Genomic DNA, 25,556 nt, shown 5'->3' on the forward strand with positions numbered 1-25,556 from the left:
CGACCCGCAGAACGTATGACGTCAGGGAGGAGGTGATCGGCTGATGGGGTTCAACAACCCGGACATGCCGTGGTCGGAGCTCGAGCGACGGTTGTCGGGTCGGCTGCTGCCCGAGGAGTCGAGCGACTTCGACGTCCCCGACGGCGGGGACGGGCCGGCGTTCTCGCGCAAGCGAGCCCCGTACGAGCCTTCCGACGCGGTCGACGCGCCCGTGCCCGACGAGCCGTACGTCCCGTACGCGGAGCTGCACGCCCACTCCGACTTCAGCTTCCTGGACGGCGCGAGCAGTCCCGAGGCGCTGGTCGAGGAGGCGGTGAGGCTGCGGCTGGCCGGGTTGGCACTGACCGACCACGACGGGTTCTACGGGGTGGTGCGGATGGCGGAGGCGGCCGCGATGCACGGCCTGCCGACGGTGTTCGGGGCGGAGCTGTCGCTGGCGCCCGACGGCGCCCGGCTGACGAGCCCTCGGCAGGCCAGCGCCGACCCTGAGGGCACGCACCTGCTGGTGCTCGCGCGTGGCCAGGAGGGCTATCACCGGCTCGCCGGCGCACTCACCGCTGCGCACCTGGCCGGTGGCGAGAAGGGGCGACCGTCGTACGACCTCGACGATCTCGCCGACCGCCTCGGCCGGCACGCGATGGTGCTGACCGGGTGCCGCAAGGGCGCCGTACGCCAGGCGCTCGTGGGCCCGTCCGGCGCGGAGGTCGACGACGTGGCGGCGGAGAAGGCGGTCCGCGCGCTGCTCGACCTGTTCGGCGGCGACCAGGTCCTCGTCGAGCTCACTGATCACGGCGACCCGTACGACTCGGTCCGCAACGACGCGCTCGCAGCGGTCGCGAACCGCCTGGGGCTGCCCACCGTGGCGACCGGCAACGTCCACGCGGCGACGCCGGCCGATCGCAGGCTCGCGGGGGCGGTCGCTGCCGTGCGTGCGCGCCGCAGCCTAGACGCGATGGACGGTTGGCTGCCCGCGGCCGGGCCCCCGTACCTGCGCTCCGGGGCCGAGATGGCGCGCCTGTTCGCCCGCTATCCCGGGGCGGTGGAGCGGACCGTCGACATCGCCGCCGACCTCGCGTTCGAGCTGCGGCGGGCCAAGCCGCGACTGCCGAAGCAGAAGGTCCCCGCCGGTCACACACCGATGTCGTGGCTGCGCGCGCTCGTACGGAAGGGGGCGGCGGAGCTGTACGCGGACGCGCCGCCCAGCACGTACGAGCGGCTCGAGGCTGAGCTCGCGGTGATCGAGGAGCTCGACTTCCCGGGCTACTTCCTGATCGTCCACGACATCGTTGCGTTCGCGAAGGGCCGCGGGATCCTCTGCCAGGGCCGAGGCTCCGCGGCGAACTCCGCGGTCTGCTACGCCCTGGGGATCACCGCGGTCGACTCCGTGAAGTTCGACCTGCCGTTCGAGCGGTTCCTGTCCGCGAGCCGCGAGGAGGAGCCCGACATCGACGTGGACTTCGACTCCGACCGGCGCGAGGAGGTGATCCAGTGGGTGTACGCCCAGTACGGACGTCACAACGCCGCGCAGGTCGCCAACGTCATCTCGTACCGGCCGAAGTCCGCCGTCCGCGACATGGCCAAGGCGCTCGGCTACTCCCAGGGGCAGCAGGACGCGTGGTCCAAGCAGATCGACCGCTGGAGCAGCCTGCCGCGCGACGAGGCCACCGAGGACGTGCCGGAGCCGGTGCTCGACCTGGCCGAGGAGCTCCTCAAGGCGCCGCGACACCTCGGCATCCACTCCGGCGGCATGGTGCTCACCGACCGGCCGGTGGGGGAGGTGTGCCCGATCGAGCACGCGCGCATGGAGAACCGCACCGTCCTGCAGTGGGACAAGGACGACTGCGCGTGGATGGGGCTGGTCAAGTTCGACCTGCTTGGGCTCGGGATGCTCGGCGCGATCCAGCACACCTTCGACATCGTGGCCGAGCACATCGGCGAGCAGTGGAGCCTGGCGTCGATCCCGAAGGAGGAGAAGGGCGTCTACGACCAGCTCTGCCGCGGAGATTCGGTGGGGGTGTTCCAGGTGGAGAGCCGGGCGCAGATCGGGACGCTGCCCCGGCTGAAGCCGCGCGAGTTCTATGACCTGGTGTGCGAGATCGCGCTGATCCGACCGGGCCCGATCCAGGGTGGCGCGGTGCACCCGTTCATCCGGCGGCGTACGGGGCAGGAGCCGATTACCTACCTCCACCCGGCGCTCGAGCCTGTGCTGCGTCGTACCCTCGGCGTCCCGCTGTTCCAGGAGCAGCTCATGCAGATCGCGATGCAGATCGGCGGCTGCACCGGCGACGACGCCGATCTGCTGCGTCGCGCGATGGGGTCGAAGCGCGGCGTGGAGAAGATCGAGCGGCTCCGCGCCAAGCTGTACGCGGGCATGGCCGCGCACGGCATCACCGGCGACCTCGCCGACGAGATCTACCTGCGGATCGAGGCGTTCGCGAGCTTCGGGTTCGCCGAGTCGCACTCGATCAGCTTCGCGCTGCTGGTGTACGCGAGCACGTGGCTGCGGCTGCACTATCCGGGCGCGTTCCTCGCGGGGCTGCTGCGGGCGCAGCCGATGGGGTTCTACTCGCCGGCGAGCCTGGTCGCGGACGCGCGGCACCACGGGGTGGAGGTGCTGCGGCCCGACGTGAACCTGTCCGGCGCCGGAGTCGACCTCGAGGCTTCACCCGCGAGTCACTCTGCCGGGCACGACGCGTGCCTCGTCCAGGACCAGCCGCCGGTCGGGGAGTTTGACGCGAGCGTCCCGTTCGACCACACGTGGCACCGCCGCGACGGGCGGTTCGTCGTACGGCTCGGGCTCGCCGGAGTCACCTCGGTGGGCGAGGACGCCGCGATGCGGATCGTCGCCGAACGCGTCCGCGGCGGACCGTACGCCTCGATGACCGATCTCACCCGCCGTGTCGCGTTGAGCGCCGCCCAGGTCGAGGCGCTGGCGACCGCGGGGGCGTTCGAGGGGTTCGGGCTGTCGCGTCGCGAGGCGCTGTGGTCCGCGGGGCCCGCCGCTCAGGAGAGTCCCGGCCAGCTCGAGGGGACGACGGTGCTCAGCGGGGCGCCGATGCTGCCGGGCATGAGCGACGCCGAGATCACGATGGCCGACCTGTGGGCGACGGCGATCGCGCCGGACAGCCACCCGATGGACCACGTGCGCGAGGCGATGCGCGTACGAGGGGTGCTGCGGGTGGCAGACCTCGCGGGGGTGGAGCCGGGCTCGCGTGTCGAGGTCGGGGGCCTGGTCACGCACCGGCAGCGGCCGGCGACCGCGGGAGGGGTGACGTTCCTCAACCTCGAAGACGAGACGGGGATGCTCAACGTGATCTGTACGGCGGGCCTGTGGGCGCGCTACCGGCGGATCGCCCGCGACTCCAGCGCGCTGGTCGTCCGCGGGATCGTCGAGCGGCGCGACGGCGCGACCAACCTGCACGCCGACCGGCTGGAGCGGCTGCCGATCACGATGCGAACGACGTCGCGCGACTTCCACTGAGACGCGCGGTGGTCGCACGCGCGACTGCGATATTCCGGTCACCGTGAGCGGAAGGCGGCGTGACCGGAGGATCTCCTGGGATGCGGCCGGGGGCCCGCAAACCGTCTGGCACACTGAGGCGCGTGTCCAAGATCACATCGGACGGCGATGCCGTGCCGGCCCTTCCGTACGCCGTCATCGGCGCCGGGCCGTCGGGTCTCGCGGCCACCCGCGCCCTGACGAAGCGCGGCTTCGACGTCCTCGGGTACGAGATGGGGGACGGCGTCGGCGGACTGTGGGACATCAACGGACCGCACAGCACGGTGTACGAGTCGGCGCACCTCATCTCGTCCAAGACGACCACGCAGTTCGCCGAGCACCCGATGCGTGACGACGTCGCCGACTACCCGAGCCACCGCGAGCTCAAGCGCTACTTCCACGAGTACGCCGACCGGTTCGGCCTGCGCGAGCGCTACCGCTTCGGTACGGAGGTGACGCGGGTCGAGCCGCATCCGGACGGGGGGTGGGTGGTGTCGTGGGTCTCGACAGGCTCGACCGGCGGGGGAGGGCGGGTCTCGACAGGCTCGACCGGCGAGGGAACAGGCGAGGACCGCGTCGCTGGTGTCGTCCTCGCCAACGGCACGCTGTCGGAGCCGAACGTGCCGCAGCTCAAGGGCCACTTCGACGGCGAGATCGTCCACACCAGCGCCTACAAGAAGGCCACCGTCTTCGCCGGCAAGCGCGTGCTCATCATCGGCGCGGGCAACTCCGGATGCGACATCGCCGTCGACGCAGTCCACCACGCCGAGTCGGTCGACATGAGCGTGCGGCGCGGCTACTACTTCGTCCCGAAGTATCTGTTCGGCAAGCCCGCCGACACGCTCAACCAGGGCAAGCCGCTCCCGCCGCGGATCAAGCAGGCGATCGACACCCGCGTGCTCAAGCTCTTCACCGGCGACCCGGTCAAGCTCGGCTTCCCGAAGCCCGACTACAAGATCTACGAGTCCCACCCGATCGTGAACTCGCTGATCCTCCACCACCTCGGCCACGGCGACCTCAGCATCAAGCCCGACGTCGACCACGTGGACGAAGCCACCGTGACGTTCGCGGACGGGACCACCCACGACTACGACGTGATCGTCCTCGCCACCGGCTACCGGCTGCACTACCCCTTCGTCGATCTCGCACTCCTGCGCTGGAACGGTTGGTCGCCGCAGCTCTACCTCAACATCTTCACGCCGGCCGCCGAAGGCCTGTTCGTCATGGGCATGGTCGAGGCGTCCGGCCTCGGCTGGCAGGGCCGGTACGAGCAGGCCGAGCTCATCGCGTCGTACCTCGACGCCAAGCAGCACCGTCCCGCCCAGGCCGCGGCTTTCGAGGCCAAGACCCGTGGCCCGCTCCCGGACCTGTCGGGCGGCTACCGCTACCTCGGCCTGGAGCGCATGTCGTACTACGTCAACAAAGACGCCTACCGTACGGCGGTCCGCGCCGCGATCGAGGAGCTCGCATGACCGACCTCGCCCTCCTCTCGGCCGCCGACGTCGACGCGATCAGCATCTCGTTCAACGAGTCGTCCCTCACGCTGCTCAAGATCGTCATCGGCACGATCCTCTTCGGCATCGCGCTCGACACCCGACTCGAGGACTTCCGCGCGGCCGCCCGCAAGCCGGTGGCGATGGGGGTCGCGATCGCCGGGCAGTTCCTCCTGCTGCCCGCGATCACGTTCGTCCTCACGCTGATGCTCAACGTCCGCGGCTCGGTCGCGCTCGGCATGATCCTCGTGGCGTGCTGCCCGCCGGGCAACGTCTCGAACATCCTCACCCACCGCGCCCGCGGCGACGTCGCCCTGTCCGTCGCGATGACGTCGGTCGGCAACGTGCTGGCGATCTTTCTCATGCCACTGAACTTCGCGTTCTGGGGCGGGCTCCATCCGACGGGCCAGGACTTCCTCGCCGACATCGAGGTGAGCCCGTGGGACATGCTCAGCGAGGTCCTCCTCGTGATCGGCCTGCCGTTCGTCCTCGGCATCACGATCGCCCGGCTCTGGCCGAAGGTCGCCGCCCGTGCCCATGGCATCGTCAGCAAGGTCGCGTTCCTGGCGCTCGGCGCGATCATCCTGGTCGGGATCTCCAGCAACTGGGACGTCTTCGTCGACTACATCGGGGTCGTCGTCCTCGCGGTGTTCCTGCACGACGCGCTCGCGATGGCGCTCGGGTACGGCATCGCACGCGGGGCCCGTCTGTCCGACCGGAGCACCCGCGCGATGACGTTCGAGGTCGGCATCCGCAACGCCGGGCTCGGGCTGCTGCTCGTCTTCGAGTTCTTTGACGGGCTCGGCGGCATGGCGCTGGTCGCTGCCTGGTGGGGGATCTGGGACATCATCGCGGGACTCGTCGTCGCGACCCTCTGGGCGCGAAGGCCTGTGCGCGCCGACAAGAAGGGGGTCCCGGCATGAGCCGACGTGTCCTGGTGACCGGCGGCTCCGGCTTCCTCGGCTCGTCCGTCGTCCCCGGCCTCGCGGCCGACCCCGGAGTCGCGCTGGTCGTGAGCGGCGACGTCCGCGACCCACACGAGCGCGTCGACGGCGTCACGTACGCGCACCTCGACGTCACCGACGCCGCGGCCGTCTCCGACGCCGTTGCCGAGCACGAGATCGACACGATCGTCCACCTCGCCTCCATCGTGAACCCGCCGCCGGGCATGACGGACGACGTCGCGTACCGCGTCGACGTCGAGGGCAGCCGCCACGTCCTGGACGCCGCGGTGGCACACGGGGTACGGCGCGTCGTCGTGTCCTCCAGCGGCGCCGCCTACGGCTACCACGCCGACAACCCCGCCTGGATCACCGAGGACCAGCCCGTACGAGGCAACGACGCCTTCGCGTACAGCCGTCACAAGCGGCTCGTCGAGGAGCTGCTCGCCGAGGCCAGGCGAGACCACCCCGCGCTCGAGCAGACGGTCCTGCGGATCGGCACGATCCTGGGGGAGCGGGTCGACAACCAGATCACCGACCTGTTCCGCAAGAAGCGGCTGCTCAAGATCGCCGGGTCCGACTCGCCGTTCGTGTTCGTGTGGGACACCGACCTCACCGCGATCGTCGTCCGCGCCGTGACCGCAGACGTGACGGGCACGTTCAACGTCGCGGGTGACGGAGCGCTGACGATCGACGAGATCGCGTCACGGCTCGGGCGCGGCACGCTCGCGATCCCGGAGGTCGCGCTGCGCGGGGCGCTCGCCGTCGCGAAGCCGTTGCGGCTCACGCAGTACGGCCCGGAGCAGACGACGTTCCTCCAGTACCGGCCCGTCCTCGACAACACGCGGCTCAAGACGGTGTTCGGGTACACCCCCGAGCACACCTCAGCGCAGGCGTTCGACGCGTGGAGGATCGCGCAAGGGCTCTGACGAGGGCCCCGGGCCAACGCCTACAACCCGGCCGCGGGCTCCACGACGTGCTCGACGACCCCGCGCGCGAACGCGACCAGGTCCGGCTCCAGCGGCATCACGAACACCTCGTCGAAGCCGACCTCCGCGTACGAGGCGAGGGTGTCGGTGAACGCACCGTCGAACGGCACCGGCCCGTTCCAGAGGATCGTCTTGCGGATCTCCTCGTACGGTCGCCCGACCGCGTCGCAGTGCTCGCGCAGGACGGCGAGCTTGTGCGCGACGCCGTCGGTCCCGTACCCCGGCTGCGCAAACAGGTTGCACGCGTCCCCGTACTGCGCCGCCAGCCGCAGCGTCTTGCGCTCGCCGCCTCCGCCGACCATCACGGGCACGGGCCCGAGCGGCTTCGGGGAGCACAGCGTCTCAGCGAGCCTGTAGTAGCGACCCTCGTACGGCCCGTCGTCGTCGCCGAACATCTGCACCACGATCTGCAGCGTCTCCTCGAGCCGCGCCAGCCGCTCGCCCGCCGGCCACACGGGCACGCCGAGCCCACGCTGCTCGCGCTCGTACCAGCCCGCGCCGATGCCGAGACCCGCCCGGCCTCCGCTGAGGACGTCGAGCGACGCGACGATCTTCGCGAGGAGCCCGGGGTGGCGGTACGGGACACCGGTGACGAGCACCTGCAACCCCACGCGCTCCGTCCGCGCCGCGAGGAACGCGAGGGTCGTGTACGCCTCGAGCATCGGGTCGGGCGCACCGCCGGCGTAGTGCTCCATCTGGAAGTAGTGGTCCATCACCGACAGCGCCCGCAGACCGCCGCCGTCCGCGATCGCGCCCACCTCGGCGTACGTCGGCGCGATCGCCGCTGCACCTCCCGGGACGTCGAAGCGCGGGAGGTGCAGCGAGACGTCCATGCCTAGGCCGCCGCGTCGAGCTCGGCCACGGTCGCCGCGTCGAGGACGAGCTCAGCGGCCGCCAGGTTCTCCTCCAGGTGCGCGACCGACCCCGTCCCCGGGATCGGCAGCATCACCGGCGAGGTCTGCAGCAGCCACGCCAGCGCCACCTGTGCGGGCGTGGCGTCGTACGCCTTCGCCGCCTGATCGACCGGCCCGTCCGGCGAGGCGAGGTCGCCGGCGTCGACCGGTGCCCACGGGATGAAGCCGATGCCGTGCTCGGTGCAGTAGTCGAGCACGTCCGCCGACGAGCGGTCGACCAGGTTGTAGCGGTTCTGGACCGTCACCACCGGGACGTACGACCGCGCCTCCTCGATGTCGGCCACGGTGACCTGCGACAGCCCGACGGCCCGCACCTTGCCGTCCTCGCGCAGCTGGGCGAGGGTCTCGAACTGCTCCGCGCGCGGCGTCTTCGTGTCGATCCGGTGCAGCTGGAACAGGTCGATGACGTCGGTGCGCAGGCGGCGCAGGCTCATCTCGACCTGCTGCTGGAGGTACTCGCGGCGGCCCACGGGCCACCACTCGTCCGGACCAGTCCGTACGAGGCCGGCCTTGGTCGCCACGACCACGCCCGGGGCGTACGGCGCCAGCGCCTCGGCGATGATCTCCTCGCTCACAAACGGCCCGTACGAGTCGGCGGTGTCGATGAAGTCGACGCCGAGCTCGACGGCGCGCCGTACGACCGTCCGGGCGACCTCACGGTCGGCGGGCTCTCCCCAGATTCCGGGGCCGGTGATGCGCATGGCTCCGAAGCCGAGCCGGTTGACCGTGCCCACACCGTCGATGTCGAACGTCGTGCTCATCTCACTCCTCGTCGCTGGCGGCGAGCGTCTCGTAGTACGCCCGACCCGCAGGGTAGTAGGAGTCCCAAGCGGGCTCGACCTCGTCGGCCATGCGGGCGACCAGCCGGTCGAGCAGGTAGTCCCCGCGAGGCCCGCGCTCACCGAGCATCGCAGCATCGACGTCGTGGAGCACCAGCTGCATGTCGGTCGCACCGTCGTCGCGCTCGCGCAGATAGACGTCCATCACCGGCCCGCCGTCGCCGATGCGGACCGTCGCATGTTCGGGACGGTCGGTCGTCAGAACGGTCGCCTCCTCGTCGCCGAACGGGGGAGGGGACATCGCCTGGTCCCATGCGTCGGTGGGCGCTGCCGGGAGGATCCGGGTGTAGACGATGTCCGCGTGGTCCTCGTGCCGGCGCATCCGCCCGGTGGGGAGGTGCTTCATCTGCCCACCCTCGCACCCGGCGGCCGTACGCACACGACAGGTGGGCGACTAGTCTGGATTCGTCATGACTTCCGTGCCGACTCCGATCACGTACCTCGACCACGCGGCCACCACGCCGATGGTTCCCGAGGCGATCGCGGCAATGAACGCGACGATGCTCCAGGGCGGCAACCCCTCGTCGTTGCACGGCTCCGGACGCGCCGCCCGGCGTACGGTCGAGGAGGCCCGCGAGCTGATCGCGCACCGGATCGGGGCCCGTCCGAGCGAGGTCGTCTTCATGTCCGGCGGCACGGAGGCCGACAACCTCGCCGTCAAGGGCCTGTACTGGTCGCGACGCAGTGCCGATCCCGCCCGTCGCCGTGTCATCGCCTCGGCCGTCGAGCACCACGCGCTGCTCGACCCGCTGACCTGGCTCGCCAAGGACGAGGGCGCCGTCGCCGACCTCGCGGTGGTCGACGGGCGGTGCCGCCTCGACGTCGACGCCTTCCGCGCGCAGCTCGAGCGCGATCCCGCCGACGTCGCGCTCGTCAGCTGCATGTGGGCCAACAACGAGGTCGGGACGGTTCAGCCGATCGCCGACATCGTCGCCCTCGCTTCCGACTACGGCATCCCCGTCCACAGCGACGCCGTCCAGGCGATCGGGCACCTGCCGGTCGACTTCGCCGCCAGCGGCCTCGACGCGATGACGGTCTCGTCTCACAAGCTCGGCGGGCCGACCGGGGTCGGCGCGCTCATCGTCCGCCGTGAGCTCGACGCCGTCCCTCTGCTGCACGGCGGCGGGCAGGAGCGCGACCTGCGCTCCGGCACGCTCAACACCGCCGCGATCGCCGCGTTTGCGGCCGCCCTCGACCTCGCCGTCGGCCGTCGCGACGAAGAGGCGGCGCGCCTCGAGACCCTGCGTATGCACCTGGTCGACGGGCTCCGTACGGCGATCCCGGAGGCGGTCGTCAACGGGGACCCCGAGGCGGGGCCTGAGCACCGGCTCCCGCACGTCGCCCACGTGACGTTCCCGGGAGCCGAGGGCGACTCCTTGCTCATGCTGCTCGACGCCCAGGGCATCGAGTGCTCGACGGGGTCGGCCTGCTCTGCGGGTGTCCCTCAGGCCAGCCACGTCCTTCTCGCCATGGGCATGGACGAGCTCGCGGCCCGCGGCTCGCTGCGCTTCAGCCTCGGCCACACCAGCACCGAGGCGGACGTCGACCGCCTGCTCACCGCCCTCCCCGGTGTGTACGAGCGGGCGCGTGCCGCCGCCCGGGTCGGGGCGAGGGCCTGATGCGCGTCATCGCCGCGATGTCCGGCGGGGTCGACTCCGCCGTCGCCGCCGCGCGCGCCAAGGACGCGGGCCACGACGTGACCGGCGTCCACCTCGCCCTCTCGCGCAACCCGAAGTCCTACCGGACCGGCGCCCGCGGCTGCTGCTCGATCGAGGACAGCAACGACGCCCGCCGCGCCGCCGACGTCATCGGCATCCCGTTCTACGTGTGGGACATGAGCGACGAGTTCCACGACGAGGTCGTCGAGGACTTCGTTGCCGAGTACACCGCCGGCCGTACGCCCAACCCGTGCCTGCGCTGCAACGAGAAGATCAAGTTCGCCGCCGTCCTCGACCGGGCGCTCGCGCTCGGGTTCGACGCCGTCGTCACCGGGCACTATGCGCGGCTCGAGACCGGGGCCGACGGCGTGGTCGCGATGCACCGCGCTGCCGACCACGCCAAGGACCAGTCGTACGTGCTCGGCGTGCTCACTGCCGACCAGCTCGCGCACTCGCTCTTCCCGCTGGGCACCGACACCAAGGACGAGGTACGCCGTGAGGCCGAGCGTCGCGGGCTCCAGGTGGCCCACAAGCCCGACAGCCACGACATCTGCTTCGTCGCCGACGGTGACACCCCCGGGTGGCTCCACGACAAGCTCGGCACGAAGCCGGGCGTGATCGTCGACGAGGCCGGCGAGGTCCTGCGCGCGCACGACGGCGCCTTCGCCTACACGATCGGGCAGCGCCGCGGGCTGCGGCTCGGGCACCCCGCCGCCGACGGCAGGCCGCGCTTCGTCCTCGACATCGAGCCGGTCTCCGGCACCGTGACGGTCGGTCCGCGCGAGCACCTCGTGGTCGGGGTGATCGAGGGGATCCGGCCGCTGTGGTGCGGCACGCCGCCCGAGGGCGAGGTCGACTGCACGGTCCAGCTGCGCGCGCACGGCGACGAGCACCGCGCGACCGTACGCGTCGAACGCCGCGACGACGGCGATCGCGTCCACCTCACCCTTCACGACCCCGCGTACGGGATCGCACCCGGCCAGGCGGCTGTCCTGTACGACGGCACGCGCGTCGTCGGGTCCGCGACCATCGCCGCGACGACCCGCGCCGACGCCACCGCTTCCGCAACCGAGCGGTGACCGGTGGGGCATTCGCGCGACAACAACAAGGAGCACGCATGAGAGCCACCGGTGTCGGATCGATGCCGGGGGAGGACTTCCGGGGTGTCGTGCGGTTCGTCGCCGAGACGTGCCCCGACCTCCCCTTCCTGCCCGAGCTCCCTGCACGCGGCGACGGTGCGGGCATGATCGGGCGCGGCGCGGCCCTGCTCGATGGGATCGGCGCCGACCTCCAGCCCGCAGGGTGGCGGCTTACCGACAACCCGGGGCACGACCAGCGCCGGGCACGGTCGCTGCTCGCGCAGGACCTCGACGTCCTCGAGGAGGAGCTGCAGGGGTACGAGGGCGACCTCAAGGTCCAGGTCCCTGGCCCGTGGACCCTCGCTGCCACGATGGAGCGACCGCGCGGCGACCGCGTCCTCGCCGACCACGGTGCGCGCCGCGAGCTCGCCCAGTCGTTGGCCTCCGGCATCGGCGCCCACGTCCTCGAGGTGGGGCGACGGGTCGCCGGCGCCTCGGTCGTCGTCCAGGTCGACGAGCCGGGCGTACGGGCCGTCCTCGACGGGCAGATCCCCACCGCCAGCGGGATCGGTCGGCACCGCCGCATCCACGAGCCGGAGGCTGACGCCGCACTTCGCGAGGTCGTCCGCGAGATCCGCGGCGCAGGAGGCCGTCCGGTCGTGCACAGCTGTGCCTCCGACATCCCGGTCACCCTCCTGAGCGGGGCGGGCTTCGAGGCGGTCTCGTTCGACCTCCGGCTCGTGGCGCCTCGGTCGTACGACGCGTTCGCCGCCGTCTTCGAGACGGGCGTGGACCTCTGGCCGGGTATTCCCGACACGCATCTCGATCCGAGCGCGCTGCGCCGTACGGCCGACGCGTTCTTCGCCGCCCTGGGTTTCGGTGACGCCGACGTGATCCCCAGGGCGGTGCTCACGCCCATTTGCGGGCTGGCCGGAAGCCCTCCTGACCAGGCACGACGTATCTTGAAGGTGCTCGCGGACGCGGCACACCTCTGACGCCGTTCCGAGTCGCGGAGCGGCGCGCCTCACGTACCCTGCCTGGAGGAACACACTGGCTTGGGGGCCCCCTATGACGTCTCGGATCAAGACTGCGTTCGCCGTGCTGCCACTGGCGGTGGCAGGGCTCGTCGCGATCCCGGTGATCTCGTGGAGCGAGACGGTGGTGGTCGGCACGACACCGGATCCGCATCGCCACACGCTCGCCTCGTACGCGGTCGACGGCGCGCAGGGACCGAGCACCGAGCCACCGGTCGAGGGTGCGCTTGCCCAGGACGGGACGCCCGCGCCTGATCCCACCCGTGAGGTCGCGACCGCCGTCGACACCCCGAAGCTGCCGACCGATGAGTTCCGCGTCGCCGGTGTCACCTGGGACACGGGCTCGGTCGAGGGAGAGGTCCTCACGTACGTCCGGACGCGCGAGGAGTCGGGCTGGACCGACTGGTACAGGCTGGACGACGTCTCCGACGACGGCCCTGACCCGGGCACCCGCGAGGCCGCGAAGGCCCGCGCCGGCACCGCCCCGCTGATCGTCGGCCCGTCGGACGCCGTCCAGGTGAAGGTCGCCACGTCCGACGGCGACGCCCCTGCGGACGTCCAGGTCGATCTCCTCGACCTCGGCAGCACGACCACCAAGGAGGCGAAGCCGCTCGCCGCTGCGGAGGCCGCGACGCCGATGCCGACCATCCGCTCGCGCGCGACGTGGGGTGCCGACGAGCGGATCCGCGACAAGTCCGCGCCCGACTACGGCAAGGTGCAGGGTGCGGTCGTCCACCACACAGCCGGCTCCAACTCCTATACGCAGGCCGAGGTGCCCTCGGTCATCCGGGCGATCTACGCCTACCACGTGAAGGCGCTGAAGTGGCGTGACATCGGCTACAACGTCGTCGTCGACAAGTGGGGCCGGGCGTGGGAGGGCCGCTGGGGCGGTCTGACCCGCAACGTGGTGGGTGCACACGCGCTCAACAACAACACCACGACCTTCGGCGTCTCGGTCCTCGGCAACTTCGAGTCGGCCGCTGCCTCGTCGGCGGTCGTCGAGACCGTCTCGCGCGTCATCGCCTGGAAGTTCTCGCTCAACCACGTCGTCCCGACCGGCACCCGGACGTTCACGACCAACAGGGGCAAGAAGGTCGTCAAGCCCAAGATCGTCGGCCACCGCGACGTCGGCCAGACGGCCTGCCCCGGGCGCAACCTCTACGCCAAGATGGGCACGATCCGCACCAGGGTCAACGCCGTCATGAAGAACTCCGGGCTCAAGCCGACGATCACCGCCTCGGCGGTCCCGACGACCTACACCGTCGGCGGCAACCGCACGGACGTCGCCGTCGGGGTCACCGCCGCCGGCCGGGTCCCGACGGGCTCGGTCCAGATCTTCGACACCCAGCGTGGCGACGTGCTCGGCGAGGCCACCCTCGACGCGGCCGGCAAGGCGTCGATCAAGCTGCCGAAGCTGATGTACGCCGGCGCGCGCCGCCTGGCCGTGCTCTACAGCGGCGACGCCGCGGTCGCCTGGGGGCAGAGCGGGACGTTCGTCGTCTCCGTGGTCCGCGCGGCGACGACCACGTCGGCGACGTACGACAAGACCTCGGTCACCTCGGGCGACCAGGTGACGGCGCGCGTCACGGTGAACGGGGCCAACGTCAAGCCGCGCGGAACGGTGACGATCCTGTCCGGCTCGACGGTCATGGGACGGGCGACCGTGGCGATGTCGTCGACGGGAGACTTCTCCACCGCCACGGTGAGGCTGCGCCGAGACCTCGCCGCCGGGACGCACCGCCTCGTCGCCCGGTACGACGGCCACTACGCGATCGCGCCGTCGTCGGCGACGAGCGCGGCGACCCTTGCGGTGGCGAAGGGACGCAGCGCCCTCTCGGCCTCGTACGTGGGCGTGCCGCGCTGGCGGGCTCAGCCGGTGCTGCGCGTGCGTGCGGCCGCCAACGGCCAGCATCCCACCGGGACCGTCGTCGTCCGCGAGGGCGGCAGGGTCGTGGGCCAGAAGGCGCTGTCCGGCGGCTACGCCGACGTGCGTCTGCCCGCGAACCGCACCAAGCGCCGTACGGTGACGGTCTCGTACGGAGGGTCCGCCAACCTTCACGCGGCGCCGACGATCTCGAAGGCGGCGACGATCCACAAGGCCAAGCTCAAGGTCTCCCGCAAGCTCAGCGCCAAGAAGGTCAAGCGCGGCAAGAAGGTCGTCCTCCGGGTGAAAGCGACGGCGCCGGGCTACTCGCGCATCACCGGACGGGTCTCGGTCTATCGGGGTGGCAAGGTGCTGCGCTCGGCCAAGATGACCAAGAAGCTCAACAACAAGGTCACGATCCGCATCCCGACCTCGCGCAAGGGCACCCAGAAGCTCCGGGTGCAGATCGACCCGAACGGCTACGTCCTCCCGTACCGGTCCAAGACGCTCACGCTCAAGGTGCGGTGACGGCGGGAGGGTTGACGGCGACGCCGACCGAGAGCGCTGCGAAGAACTTCGGCGCGCCCTCCTCATAGAAGCTGTCGACCTCCGCGACCTCGAACCCGGCGTCGGTGATGCTGTCGACGATCTCGCGCGTGAGGTGACAGCCGCCGGCGACCCGCTTCTGGACCGGCTCGAGGCGGTGCTGCCAGCGGCGTACGGACTCGTCCGGGGCGAGGCCGTGCTCGACGAAGTGGAGCGTGCCACCGGGACGTAGGACGCGCCGCAGCTCGGCGAGGGCGGCGTCGAGATCCGGGATCGTGCACATCGTCCACGTGCTCAGCGCGGCGTCGAACGAGTCGTCCGCCAGCGGCAGCGCCTGGCCGTCGAGCCCGACCCGCCGGATCGGGACCGTGGACGCCTGGACGCGTGGCTGCGCCAGCCGCCACGCGAGGTCAGCCGGCTCGACGGCGGCGACCGAGCGTACGGAGGGTGGGTAGAAGCGGGTGTTGAGGCCGCTCCCGAACCCGATCTCGACCACGTCGCCCGACAGTCCCGTGCACGCGCGCTCGCGGGAGGGGTCGGTGTTCTTCGTGCCGCACGCGACGTCGACGATGCGGGGGACCACGTGCTCGCGATACCAGCCCATGGGCGCCTCCTTCGGCCCCCATTCTCCTCGGACCCGTGTCGGTGTCCAGGGGTAGATTGTCGCCCGTGCCCAGCTTGGATGAACCCGATACGGATCAGCCCATCGAGAGCCCGCCCGACGAGGCCGCCGCGCGGGCGCGCCATGCCGAGCTGAGCGAGACCATCGAGCAGGCACGCACCCGCTACTTCGTCGACGACACCCCGACGATCTCCGACGCCGAGTACGACCGCCACATGGTCGAGCTGCGCGAGATCGAGGACGAGTTCCCCCAGCTGCGGACCCCGGACTCACCGACGCAGACCGTCGGAGGAACGGTCTCCGAGGCGTTCTCGGCCGTGCGCCACCGCCGCCGCATGGAGAGCCTCGACAACTGCTTCTCGTTCGAGGAGCTCGCCGCCTGGGGCGCGCGCGTCGAGAAGGAGGCGGGGACCGAGAGCGACTTCCTGGTCGAGCTCAAGGTCGACGGACTCGCGATCAACCTGACGTACGAGCAGGGTCGCCTCGTACGAGCGGCGACACGCGGCGACGGCACGGTCGGCGAGGACGTCACGGCGAACGTCCGCACGATCGAGGGCATCCCACACCGGCTGACACCCTCTGACGACCACCCGGTGCCCGCGCTGCTCGAGGTGCGCGGTGAGATCTTCTTCCCGACGCAGGCGTTCGAGGAGTTCAACACCGCCTGGAGCGAAGCCGGCAACACCCCGTTCTCCAACCCCCGCAACGCCGCCGCGGGGTCGCTGCGCCAGAAGGACCCGCGTGTCACCGCGACGCGCCCGCTGCGGATGGTCTGCCACGGCATCGGCGACCGCGAGGGCTACGTCCCCGAGCGGCAGTCCGAGGCGTACGCCGCGCTGGCCGCCTGGGGGCTGCCGACCAGCGACCGGATGAAGGTCCTCCCGACGATGGGCGAGGTCGAGGAGTTCATCAGCTACTACGGCGAGCACCGCCACGACGTCGAGCACGACATCGACGGCATCGTCATCAAGGTCGACCAGATCGCACTCCAGCGCGCGCTCGGCTCGACCTCGCGGGCGCCGCGGTGGGCGATCGCCTACAAGTACCCGCCCGAGGAGGTCAACACGACGCTCCTTGAGATCCGCGTCAACGTCGGCCGGACGGGTCGGGTCACCCCGTACGGCGTGATGGTGCCGGTGTTCGTGTCCGGCTCGACCGTCGAGATGGCGACGCTGCACAACGCGTCCGAGGTGGCCCGCAAGAACGTCCGCCCCGGCGACACCGTCGTCCTGCGCAAGGCCGGTGACGTGATCCCGGAGATCGTCGGGCCCGTCCTCGCGCTGCGTCCGGACGACGCCGAGCCGTGGGTGATGCCGACGACCTGCCCGTCCTGCGGGACTGACCTCGCACCCGCCAAGGAGGGCGACGCCGACCTGCGGTGCCCCAACACGCGCCACTGCCCGGCCCAGCTCCGCGAGCGGTTGTTCCACGTCGGCAGCCGGGGTGCGCTCGACATCGAGGTGCTGGGCTATGAGGCCGCGAGCGCCCTGCTCGACGCAGAGGTGCTCGAGGACGAGGGGCGGCTGTTCGCGCTCGACGAGGCCGACCTGCTGCGCGTCCCGCTGTTCACCCGCGCCGCCAAGAAGGCTGAGAAGGAGGCCGGTGCGGACGATCGTGTGCTGTCGGCCAACGGGCGCAGGTTCCTCGACAACCTCGGCAACGCCAAGCAGCAGCCCCTGTGGCGGGTGATCGTCGCGCTGTCGATCCGCCATGTCGGGCCGACCGCCGCTCGCGCGCTGGCCGCCGAGCTCGGCAGCATCGACGCGATCCGCGCGGCCGACGCCGAGACGCTCGCCGCCGTCGACGGGGTCGGCCCGACGATCGCCGCCTCGGTGGCGGAGTGGTTCACGGTTCCGTGGCACTGCGAGATCGTCGAGCAGTGGGCGGCCGCCGGCGTGCGCATGGCCGACGAGCGGGACGAGTCGATCACCCGGACGCTCGAAGGCATGACGATCGTCGTCACGGGCTCGCTCCAGGGATTCACCCGGGACGAGGCCAAGGAGGCGATCCTGGCGCGCGGTGGCAAGTCCGCCGGGTCGGTCTCCAAGAAGACGAGCTTCGTGGTGGTCGGAGAGGCAGCGGGCTCCAAGGCGGCCAAGGCCGAGGAGCTGGGGCTGACGATCCTCGACGAGGAGGGGTTCGTCGATCTGCTGCGTGACGGGCCGCCAGCGGTGGACGACGACGCTGCGGACGGCGACGCTGCGGACGCCTGAGGCCAGGCGCCCGCAGCGTCTCGAGGGTCAGCGCTTGACGACGCGGACGACGACCTTGCCGTTGGACCCGCGGACGGTGGAGCTGCCCGCATAGACGACGCGCAGCCGGTGCTTGCCGGCCTTCAGCGCCTTCTTGCGCAGCGTGACGGTCGCCTTGCCGTTGGCGAGCCGCTTGGTGGCAAGCAGTTTCTTGCCCTTGTAGACGCGGACCGTGCCGGACGCCTTGCGAGACGAGCGGACGGCGACCTTGACCTTGCCGGCCTTGCCGTACGCGATCTTCTTGGCGGTCGCCTTCACCGTCGACGCCGACTTGGTGACGGCGACCGGCTTCGGGGCGGGGGCGGGGGCGGGGGCCGGGTTCTGGCCGGGGACGGTGGTGATCGGGCCGACCATGAGGTCGAGGGTGTTGCCCTCACCGCCCATCAGCGTGTTGAGCGCCCAGTTGCTCAGCGGGATCGTGAGAACCTTCGGACACCCCGTGATCTCGGGGATGGTGAACGTGGCCTTCATCGGGAAGGCCTCGGTCAGGCTGAGCGGCTCGGTGCTCGTGAGCGTGGTCGTGATGACGTCCGTCTTGCAGTCGGGGCCGCCGAGGTTGAGCTTGTCGGCGAGCGGCAGGTCGCTCCGGACCTCCGGCAGCGCGATCCGGAAGCTGGTCTTTGCGGTCACGATGCCGCCCTCGCCGGCCCGTGCCTCGGTCTTGCCGACCGGCTCCAGCACGACGGTCGAGGTCGTGTCGCCCAGGACGGGGATGCCGAGGGCGCGCACCTTTGCCGTGATCGGCGGGATCACCATGTCGCCGACGAGCAACGGGTCACGCAACAAGTCGAAGTCGCCGGTGAGCTTTGCTCCAGCGGGCATATCGAGGACGGCGCCACCGGCGAGCGGGTTGGCGAGCGACGTCGTGCCGGTGATCGGCAGGACGACCTGGCTGCCGGCATTCGCGGCGGGTGCGCCTGCGAGTCCGGCGGTGACGAGTGCGGCGGTCGCCAGTGCGGCGACGACGGGCCTACGCATGTCTGTCCCTCCCAAGACGATGGCGCCGGGGGCGGGGGCGCCCCGTGGCGCATGCGAACGTGAGGTTACTGCTGGGTTGCACGGTTTGTCACGCGTCGTGGGCGGCCGAAGTCGTGACCTCGCCCTGGCGATCCCGGGTGCGGCGCGCGACCACCGACTGTCCACAATGGAGCGCCACCCTTCCCCGGAGGACCGATGTCGCACCCGAACGGCCCGCAACCGCCCGTCCCGCCGTACGGGCCTCCTCCGCAGGGCTGGGGGCCGCCACCTCCCCAGGTTCCCCCGACGCCGCAGCACTGGAGTCCGCAGGGTCCCGGCGGCTACCCGCAGCAGTCCCCGTACGGCGCCCCGCAGTGGGTCCCACCGTCGCCCGACGGCGGCAACGGGGGCAGCAACCGGCGACGCAACCTCGTCCTCCTCGTCGTGGGAGCAGCGGTCGCGCTCGCCCTGATCGTCGCCGCGGTCGTGGTCGGGGTCAGCGTCATCGACAAGAGCTCGGACCCGAACTCGGACTCGACCGAGCCTGTTTCGTCGGCTTCGCGTCAGGCTGGTGGGTCCGATGGAGGGGGCGAACCGATGACGGAGAGGGCTGTCGGTGACCTGACGGCCGCTCTGGAGGCGCAGGAAGGCTGGTCCTGCTACACGACGGTGGCCGGCGCTCTCGTGCGTTGCCACTCCTTCGTTGCCGGCGAGGACCCGCAGCGCGCGACGCTTCGTGTCGACCTCGCGGATGGCGTCGTCACGAACGTGGACCTCGCGGCCTACCTCGTCACGGATCCCGCGGCGGTCACCGCGGTCGCGGCGCAGGCCGTCGGCGAGACGCTCTTCGACGGATTGGGCGACGAGCTGACCGCCGCTGCCGCGGCAGACACCGACCTCGGTCCCGACGACCTCGGCACCGCCGCCACCTTCACCGCGTACGGTGACGGCTTCCAGATCCGCTCCGAGGGTGCCGAGGCGATCCCGGGCGCCGGGCCGTCGCCCGGGACCACCGCCACGCTGGCTCCGACGCTGGCGGCCAAGGGGTTCACCTGCAAGAAGGACGACGCGGAGTCGATCTCGTGCGAGAAGGACGACGGCCGCACGTCCGTCCACGTCCTCGGGATGGATCACGAGACGTCGACCAGCTGGAACCTGTCGGTCCGCGGCGCGACGTACGACACCCCGCTCGACGAGAAGCAGGCCCGCGCCGCCCTCGGTCTCGAGCTGGTCGGGCTCGGTCTCAGCGACGAGGCCGGGTCCTCGTGGGTTGCCGCCGCCGCGGAACGTCAGGAAGGCGACTTCGCGGGGTACTCGCTCGAGCTCGCGATCTATTCGACAGGTGCGGACGCGAGCATGATGGCGTCGGTGCGTCAGGTCCGGTGACCGTGCGAGGACGAGGGCAAGGGCCGACGCCCTAGGATGGATCGGTAATCCCCACCCACGCTCGAAGGGACTCTCCGTTGTCCGACGGGATCTCGCGCGCTGACGTCGCCCACCTGGCGAACCTCGCGCGCATCGACCTCACCGACGCCGAGCTCGACCGGCTCACCCCGGAGCTGACGGTCATCCTGGAGTCGGTCGCCCAGGTTGCGGAGGTGGCCGACGTCGACGTCCCGCCGACCTCCCACGCCGTGCCGCTGTCCAACGTGTTCCGCGACGACGTCGTCACGCCGGGCCTCACCCCGGAGCAGGCGCTCGCCGCTGCTCCCGCAGTCGAGCAGCAGCGCTTCGCGGTGCCGCGGATCCTCGGGGAGGAAGCATGAGCACCATCCGCCTGAGCGCCGCCGAGATCGCCGGCAAGCTGGCCGCGGGTGAGGTCTCGTCCGCCGAGGTCACCCAGGACCACCTCGACCGCATCGCCGCCGTCGACGGCGACCTCAACGCCTTCCTCGCGCTCGACGCCGAGGGCGCGCTCGCGACCGCGCGTGACGTCGACGCCCGCCGTGCCGCGGGAGAACAGCTCCACCCGCTTGCCGGTGTGCCGATCGCCGTCAAGGACGTCGTCGCCACCGAGGGCATCGCGACCACCGCGGGCTCCAAGATCCTCGAGGGCTGGGTGCCGCCGTACGACGCGTTCCTCACCCGCCGGATCCGCGCCGCGGGCCTGCCGATCCTCGGCAAGACCAACATGGACGAGTTCGCGATGGGGTCGTCCACCGAGCACTCCGCGTACGGACCGACCCGCAACCCCTGGGACCGCGACCGCATCCCCGGTGGTTCCGGAGGTGGCTCGGCCGCCGCTGTCGGAGCGTACGAGGCTCCGCTCGCGATCGGCACCGACACCGGCGGCTCGATCCGTCAGCCCGCCGCCGTCACCGGCACAGTCGGTGTGAAGCCGACGTACGGAGGCGTGTCGCGCTACGGCCTGATCGCGCTGGCCTCGTCGCTGGACCAGGCGGGCCCGGTCACCCGTACCGTGCTCGACGCGGCGCTGCTGCACGACCTGATCGGCGGCCACGACCCGCTCGACTCGACCAGCATCGACGCCCCCGTCCCGCCCGTCATCGAGGCGGCCCGCCGCGCTGACGTCTCGGGTCTGCGGATCGGGATCGTCCGCGAGCTCGGCGGCGAGGGTTACCAGCCCGGCGTACGCGCCCGGTTCGACGAGGCGATCGCGCTGCTGACGAAGGCCGGCGCCGAGATCGTCGAGGTCTCGTGCCCGAGCTTCACGTACGCGCTGTCGACGTACTACCTGATCCTCCCGGCGGAGGCGTCCAGCAACCTCGCCAAGTTCGACGCGATGCGATACGGCCTGCGGATCAACCCGCAGGGCGTGGCCGCGCCGAGCGCCGAGCAGGTGATGGCGGCGACCCGCGAGGCCGGCTTCGGTGACGAGGTGAAGCGCCGCATCATCATCGGCACATACGCGCTGTCGAGCGGCTACTACGACGCCTACTACGGCTCCGCCCAGAAGGTCCGTACGCTCATCGCGCAGGATTTCGCTCGCGCCTTCGAGCAGGTGGACGTGCTTGTCTCGCCGACGACGCCGACGACGGCGTTCCCGCTCGGGAGCAAGCTCGACGACCCGATGTCGATGTACCTGCAGGACGTCGCCACGATCCCGGCCAACCTCGCCGGCATCCCCGGCCTGTCGCTCCCGGTCGGTGTGACCGACGAGGACGGACTGCCCGTCGGTCTCCAAGTGCTCGCTCCGGCGATGGCCGACGACCGTCTCTACAACGTCGGCGCCGCCCTCGAGCGGATGCTGCTCGAGCAGTGGGGAGCGCCGCTGCTGAGCCGTGCGCCCGAGCTGGCTGCGACCTCCGAGACCGTGTCCTCGAAGGAGGAGACCCGATGACCGCCACCCGTACCGAGCTGGTCCCGTTCGACCAGGCGCTCGAGACGTACGACCCCGTGATGGGGCTCGAGGTGCACGTCGAGCTCAACACCGCGTCCAAGATGTTCTGCGGCTGCTCGACGGTGTTCGGCGCGGAGCCCAACACACAGGTCTGCCCGACCTGCCTGGGTCTGCCGGGCGCGCTGCCTGTCGTCAACGGCAAGGCCGTCGAGTCGGCGATCCGGATCGGCCTCGCGCTCAACTGCTCGATCGCGCCGTGGTCGCGCTTCGCGCGCAAGAACTACTTCTATCCGGACATGCCGAAGAACTTCCAGACCTCGCAGTACGACGAGCCGATCTGCTTCGAGGGCTGGACCGACGTGACGATCGAGACCGACGAGGGGCCGCAGGTCTTCCGCGTCGACATCGAGCGTGCGCACATGGAGGAGGACACCGGCAAGTCGCTGCACGTCGGCGGTGCGACCGGCCGCATCCACGGCGCCGACTACTCGCTGGTCGACTACAACCGTGCGGGCATCCCGCTGATCGAGGTCGTCACGAAGCCGATCGTCGGTGCAGGGAAGTACGCGCCGCAGGTCGCTCGGGCGTACGTCGCCTCGCTGCGCGAGCTGGTCAAGGCGCTCGACGTCTCCGACGCGCGCATGGAGCAGGGCTCGATGCGCTGCGACGTCAACCTGTCGCTGATGCGCAAGGACGCCGACGTGTTCGGCACGCGGTCCGAGACCAAGAACGTCAACTCGCTGCGTTCGGTCGAGCGGGCGGTCCGCTACGAGGTCGAGCGTCACGCGGGCATCCTCGACGCGGGCCAGAAGATCGTCCAGGAGACGCGCCACTGGCACGAGGACACCGGCGTGACGACCTCGGGTCGCGAGAAGTCGGACGCTGAGGACTACCGCTACTTCCCCGAGCCCGACCTGGTCCCGGTCGCGCCGTCCGAGGCGTGGGTCGAGGAGCTGCGGGCGACTTTGCCCGAGCCGCCCGCCGAGCGCCGCGCGCGGCTGCAGGGCGAGTGGGGCTACTCCGATCTCGAGATGCGTGACGTCGTGGGCGCGGGTGCACTCGACCTCATCGAGGCGACGGTCGCCGCTGGCGCCACGCCGACGTCGGCCCGCAAGTGGTGGCTCGGCGAGCTCGCACGTCGTGCGAACGACACGGGCGCGCCGATCGACGAGCTGGGCGTCACCCCCGTACAGGTCGCGGAGGTGCAGGCGCTCGTCGATGCCAAGCGCATCAACGACAAGCTGGCGCGTCAGGTCTTCGACGGGCTCGTGGCCGGTGAAGGGACGCCCGAGGAGATCGTCGCCGCGCGAGGGCTCGAGGTCGTGTCGGACGACGGTGCGCTCGCCGCCGCGGTCGATCGCGCGGTCGAGGCCAACCCGGACGTCGCTGCCAAGATCCGCGACGGCAAGGTCGCCGCTGCGGGTGCGCTGATTGGCGCGGTCATGAAGGAGATGCGCGGCCAGGCCGACGCCGGGCGCGTGCGCGAGCTGATCCTCGAGAAGCTCGCCTAACCCCTCGCCCCGGGTCGGTCCCTGCGGCCCCCGGGTCGGTTTCTGCGGCCCGCGGGTCGGTTTCTGCGGCCCGCGGGTCCGTGACCCGGCGGCGCGACTCAGTGACCCCGCGGTGCTAGGGAGTGACCCGGGGGCGCTAGGGAGTGACCCGGCGGAGGAGCGCGAGGAGTTCGGCGTGCACGGCATCGGGGTGCTCGAGCGCGACGAAGTGCGAGGCGTCGAGCTCGACGTACCGGGCGCCGGTGATGCGCGCCGCCGCGCTGCGCATCTGGCGCGCTCCAGCGAAGACGTCCCAGCGGGCCCCGACCAGCGTCGTCGGCTGGGTGACCTTCGACAGACTCACGCGTTCGTGCCGCGCCAGGTGCAGGGCGAGGTGCATGTACCAGCGCCAGTCGAGCTCGAAGAACGCCTTGAGCGTTTCGGCCGCCGCTGCGGGCTCGGCACGAGGGAGCATCAGCCCGGTGTAGCGGGCGGCGTCGAAGAGGTACGGGACGCGGTGCAGCCGCTGCGTGAGCGGGTTGAGCGCCGCCCCGGCGACCTGGACCAGCCGCGCAGCCGAGACGGTGGTCGCACGGGCGACGGGTCTCGGGAGGCGTGCCGGGCCGAGCATGGTCGCGAACGTGTCGCCGGGCACGCCCGCCACCCCGAGCACGGCATCGACGCGCTCCGGCCATCGCACGGCGAGCTCGAACGCGAGATTGACCCCGATCGACCAGCCCACCACCGTCGCGTGGTCGATCGCGAACGCGCGCATCACCGCGTGCGCGTCTTCGAGGTGCGCGTCGATGTCGACGCGGGAGCGGTCACGCGGACGCTCGGACCCGCCGATCCCGCGGTGGTACCACGACACCACGCGGACGCCGCAGCCCGGATCGAGCAGCGCCGGCCAGGCGTACGGGCTGGTGCCGAGGCCGTTGCAGAGCAGCACGGTCGGTCCTTCGGCGCGATTGGTCCACGCGCGGATGCGGGTGCCGTCGTCGCTGAGGACGTCCCGGTGCACGACCTGTCTCTGCTCCCGTGCCTGTTCCGCTGAACCCTGCGCGCCCACCGCTCCGACGTTACATCACCGCTGTCACAGTTTTGGTGTCAGTACGCCGGCTCTAGGGTGTCCACCATGCCGCTCGTCCTGTCTCCGTTCCCCGCCGACGCCTTCGAGGTCCCGCCCGGCGTCGACGTCGTCTCGTACTCCGGCGCGACCGCCGACCTGCCGCCCGACGACGTGCTCGCCGACGTGACGATGTGGGTGCTCCCGTACGTGCTGTCGGCCGACCTGCGCGCGACGATCAGCCGGATGCCGCGCCTCGAGGTGGTCCAGGCGCAGTCCGCCGGTACGGACGGCATCGCCGCCCAGATCCCCGCCGGGGTGACGCTGTGCAACGCTCGCGGCGTCCACGACGCGGCGACGGCCGAGCTCGGTGTCGGGCTCATCATCGCCGCGCTGCGCGGCATCCCTGCGTTCGTCCGTGCGCAGGACGAGCAGCGCTGGCTGGCGTACCGGTGGTGGGACGCGCTCGCCGACAAGACCGTCATGATCGTCGGGTACGGCAGCATCGGCCAGGCGCTCGAGCGTCGGCTCGCGGGCTTCGAGGTCGAGGTCGTCCGGGTCGCCCGCCACCCCCGCGACGGCGTCCACGCGACCACCGAGCTGCCTGAATTGCTCCCGCACGCCGATGTGGTCGTCCTGCTGACGCCACTGACCGACCAGACGCGTCACCTCGCCGACGCCGGGTTCCTCGCCGCGATGAAGGACGGCGCGCTGCTGGTCAACATCGCCCGCGGTCCGGTCGTCGACACCGATGCGCTCCTGGCCGAGCTCGAGACCGGGCGCCTGCGCGCGGCCCTCGACGTCACCGATCCGGAGCCGCTCCCTGCTGGTCACCCGCTCTGGGCTGCGCCCGGCGTCCTCATCAGCCCCCACGTCGCCGGAGGGACGACGGCCATGCGCCCGCGCGTCCTGGCGCTGGTGCGTGAGCAGGTACGGCGGCTGGCGGCGGGCGAGGAGCTGCTCAACCCGGTGGCGCGGCCGCGCTGACGGGTGGTCTCGATACGTCCTCGCC

General features: G+C 71.3%; 20 protein-coding genes. 14 read left to right on the forward strand and 6 right to left on the reverse strand.

The window, feature by feature from the left end:
- Positions 1-43 precede the first annotated feature (43 nt).
- From ACFSDF_RS16365 to ACFSDF_RS16380, 4 genes are all read left to right on the forward strand, one after another.
- Entirely contained in the window at positions 44-3,481 is a 3,438-nt protein-coding gene (locus tag ACFSDF_RS16365) for an error-prone DNA polymerase (protein WP_377158331.1), read from the forward strand.
- Between the two features lie 122 nt (positions 3,482-3,603).
- A complete protein-coding gene (locus tag ACFSDF_RS16370; RefSeq protein WP_377158333.1) occupies positions 3,604-4,971 on the forward strand; it encodes a flavin-containing monooxygenase in 1,368 nt (455 codons plus the stop codon).
- A complete protein-coding gene (locus ACFSDF_RS16375) occupies positions 4,968-5,915 on the forward strand; it encodes a bile acid:sodium symporter family protein (protein WP_167003819.1) in 948 nt (315 codons plus the stop codon). The genes ACFSDF_RS16370 and ACFSDF_RS16375 overlap by 4 nt, the downstream gene beginning before the upstream one ends.
- On the forward strand, positions 5,912-6,862 hold the full coding sequence (locus ACFSDF_RS16380; protein ID WP_167003817.1) for an SDR family oxidoreductase: 951 nt from the start codon (positions 5,912-5,914) through the stop codon (positions 6,860-6,862). Before ACFSDF_RS16375 ends, ACFSDF_RS16380 begins: the two co-directional genes overlap by 4 nt.
- 20 nt (positions 6,863-6,882) lie before the next feature.
- Here the strand turns inward: ACFSDF_RS16380 and ACFSDF_RS16385 are convergent, their stop codons facing one another.
- Genes ACFSDF_RS16385 through ACFSDF_RS16395 form a run of 3 tightly spaced genes read right to left on the reverse strand, consistent with a single transcriptional unit; the run spans position 6,883 to position 9,021 of the window.
- On the reverse strand, positions 6,883-7,755 hold the full coding sequence (locus ACFSDF_RS16385; protein WP_377158335.1) for an LLM class F420-dependent oxidoreductase: 873 nt from the start codon (positions 7,753-7,755) through the stop codon (positions 6,883-6,885).
- 2 nt (positions 7,756-7,757) lie between these two features.
- A complete protein-coding gene (locus tag ACFSDF_RS16390; protein ID WP_167003813.1) occupies positions 7,758-8,597 on the reverse strand; it encodes an aldo/keto reductase in 840 nt (279 codons plus the stop codon).
- Between the two features lies 1 nt (position 8,598).
- Positions 8,599-9,021: a hypothetical protein gene (locus tag ACFSDF_RS16395; RefSeq protein WP_377158337.1), complete on the reverse strand. Its 423-nt coding sequence runs from the start codon at positions 9,019-9,021 to the stop codon at positions 8,599-8,601.
- A 64-nt stretch (positions 9,022-9,085) separates the two neighbouring features.
- Between ACFSDF_RS16395 and ACFSDF_RS16400 the strand changes: the two genes are divergently transcribed.
- The 4 genes from ACFSDF_RS16400 (at position 9,086) to ACFSDF_RS16415 (ending at position 14,838) form a co-directional block, all read left to right on the forward strand.
- Positions 9,086-10,294: a cysteine desulfurase family protein gene (locus ACFSDF_RS16400; RefSeq protein ID WP_377158339.1), complete on the forward strand. Its 1,209-nt coding sequence runs from the start codon at positions 9,086-9,088 to the stop codon at positions 10,292-10,294.
- The gene (gene mnmA / locus ACFSDF_RS16405; RefSeq protein WP_377158341.1) at positions 10,294-11,412 is read left to right on the forward strand and encodes a tRNA 2-thiouridine(34) synthase MnmA; all 1,119 of its coding nucleotides are present in this window, start codon (positions 10,294-10,296) and stop codon (positions 11,410-11,412) included. Before ACFSDF_RS16400 ends, mnmA begins: the two co-directional genes overlap by 1 nt.
- A gap of 38 nt (positions 11,413-11,450) precedes the next feature.
- Positions 11,451-12,407, forward strand: a complete 957-nt coding sequence (locus ACFSDF_RS16410; protein WP_377158343.1) for a uroporphyrinogen decarboxylase/cobalamine-independent methonine synthase family protein — start codon at positions 11,451-11,453, stop codon at positions 12,405-12,407.
- A 73-nt stretch (positions 12,408-12,480) separates the two neighbouring features.
- On the forward strand, positions 12,481-14,838 hold the full coding sequence (locus ACFSDF_RS16415; protein ID WP_377158345.1) for an Ig-like domain repeat protein: 2,358 nt from the start codon (positions 12,481-12,483) through the stop codon (positions 14,836-14,838).
- On the opposite strand, the gene ACFSDF_RS16420 is transcribed toward ACFSDF_RS16415, so the two are convergent.
- Complete coding sequence (locus ACFSDF_RS16420; protein WP_167250303.1) at positions 14,825-15,460, reverse strand: class I SAM-dependent methyltransferase; 636 nt, start codon at positions 15,458-15,460, stop codon at positions 14,825-14,827. The two genes, ACFSDF_RS16415 and ACFSDF_RS16420, sit on opposite strands and share 14 nt — an antisense overlap.
- Before the next feature lie 65 nt (positions 15,461-15,525).
- Between ACFSDF_RS16420 and ligA the strand changes: the two genes are divergently transcribed.
- A complete protein-coding gene (ligA, locus tag ACFSDF_RS16425; protein ID WP_182397096.1) occupies positions 15,526-17,691 on the forward strand; it encodes an NAD-dependent DNA ligase LigA in 2,166 nt (721 codons plus the stop codon).
- Positions 17,692-17,718: 27 nt separating this feature from the next.
- Here the strand turns inward: ligA and ACFSDF_RS16430 are convergent, their stop codons facing one another.
- Positions 17,719-18,708: an Ig-like domain repeat protein gene (locus ACFSDF_RS16430; protein WP_167250305.1), complete on the reverse strand. Its 990-nt coding sequence runs from the start codon at positions 18,706-18,708 to the stop codon at positions 17,719-17,721.
- Positions 18,709-18,903: 195 nt separating this feature from the next.
- On the opposite strand from ACFSDF_RS16430, the gene ACFSDF_RS16435 reads away from it, so the two are divergent.
- From ACFSDF_RS16435 to gatB, 4 genes are all read left to right on the forward strand, one after another.
- Positions 18,904-20,073 carry a hypothetical protein gene (locus ACFSDF_RS16435; protein WP_167250307.1) on the forward strand — a complete coding sequence of 390 codons (1,170 nt, stop codon included), beginning with the start codon at positions 18,904-18,906 and terminating at the stop codon, positions 20,071-20,073.
- A gap of 77 nt (positions 20,074-20,150) precedes the next feature.
- A complete protein-coding gene (gatC, locus tag ACFSDF_RS16440) occupies positions 20,151-20,453 on the forward strand; it encodes an Asp-tRNA(Asn)/Glu-tRNA(Gln) amidotransferase subunit GatC (RefSeq protein WP_167003794.1) in 303 nt (100 codons plus the stop codon).
- The gene (gene gatA / locus ACFSDF_RS16445; RefSeq protein ID WP_377158349.1) at positions 20,450-21,988 is read left to right on the forward strand and encodes an Asp-tRNA(Asn)/Glu-tRNA(Gln) amidotransferase subunit GatA; all 1,539 of its coding nucleotides are present in this window, start codon (positions 20,450-20,452) and stop codon (positions 21,986-21,988) included. Before gatC ends, gatA begins: the two co-directional genes overlap by 4 nt.
- Positions 21,985-23,499, forward strand: a complete 1,515-nt coding sequence (gene gatB, locus ACFSDF_RS16450) for an Asp-tRNA(Asn)/Glu-tRNA(Gln) amidotransferase subunit GatB (RefSeq protein WP_377158351.1) — start codon at positions 21,985-21,987, stop codon at positions 23,497-23,499. Before gatA ends, gatB begins: the two co-directional genes overlap by 4 nt.
- A 136-nt stretch (positions 23,500-23,635) precedes the next feature.
- On the opposite strand, the gene ACFSDF_RS16455 is transcribed toward gatB, so the two are convergent.
- Entirely contained in the window at positions 23,636-24,499 is an 864-nt protein-coding gene (locus tag ACFSDF_RS16455) for an alpha/beta fold hydrolase (RefSeq protein ID WP_167003788.1), read from the reverse strand.
- A gap of 114 nt (positions 24,500-24,613) precedes the next feature.
- Between ACFSDF_RS16455 and ACFSDF_RS16460 the strand changes: the two genes are divergently transcribed.
- A complete protein-coding gene (locus tag ACFSDF_RS16460; RefSeq protein ID WP_167003786.1) occupies positions 24,614-25,531 on the forward strand; it encodes a 2-hydroxyacid dehydrogenase in 918 nt (305 codons plus the stop codon).
- Positions 25,532-25,556: the final 25 nt, after the last annotated feature.

The sequence above is a fragment of the Mumia zhuanghuii genome (assembly GCF_042681565.1).
GTDB lineage: Bacteria > Actinomycetota > Actinomycetes > Propionibacteriales > Nocardioidaceae > Mumia.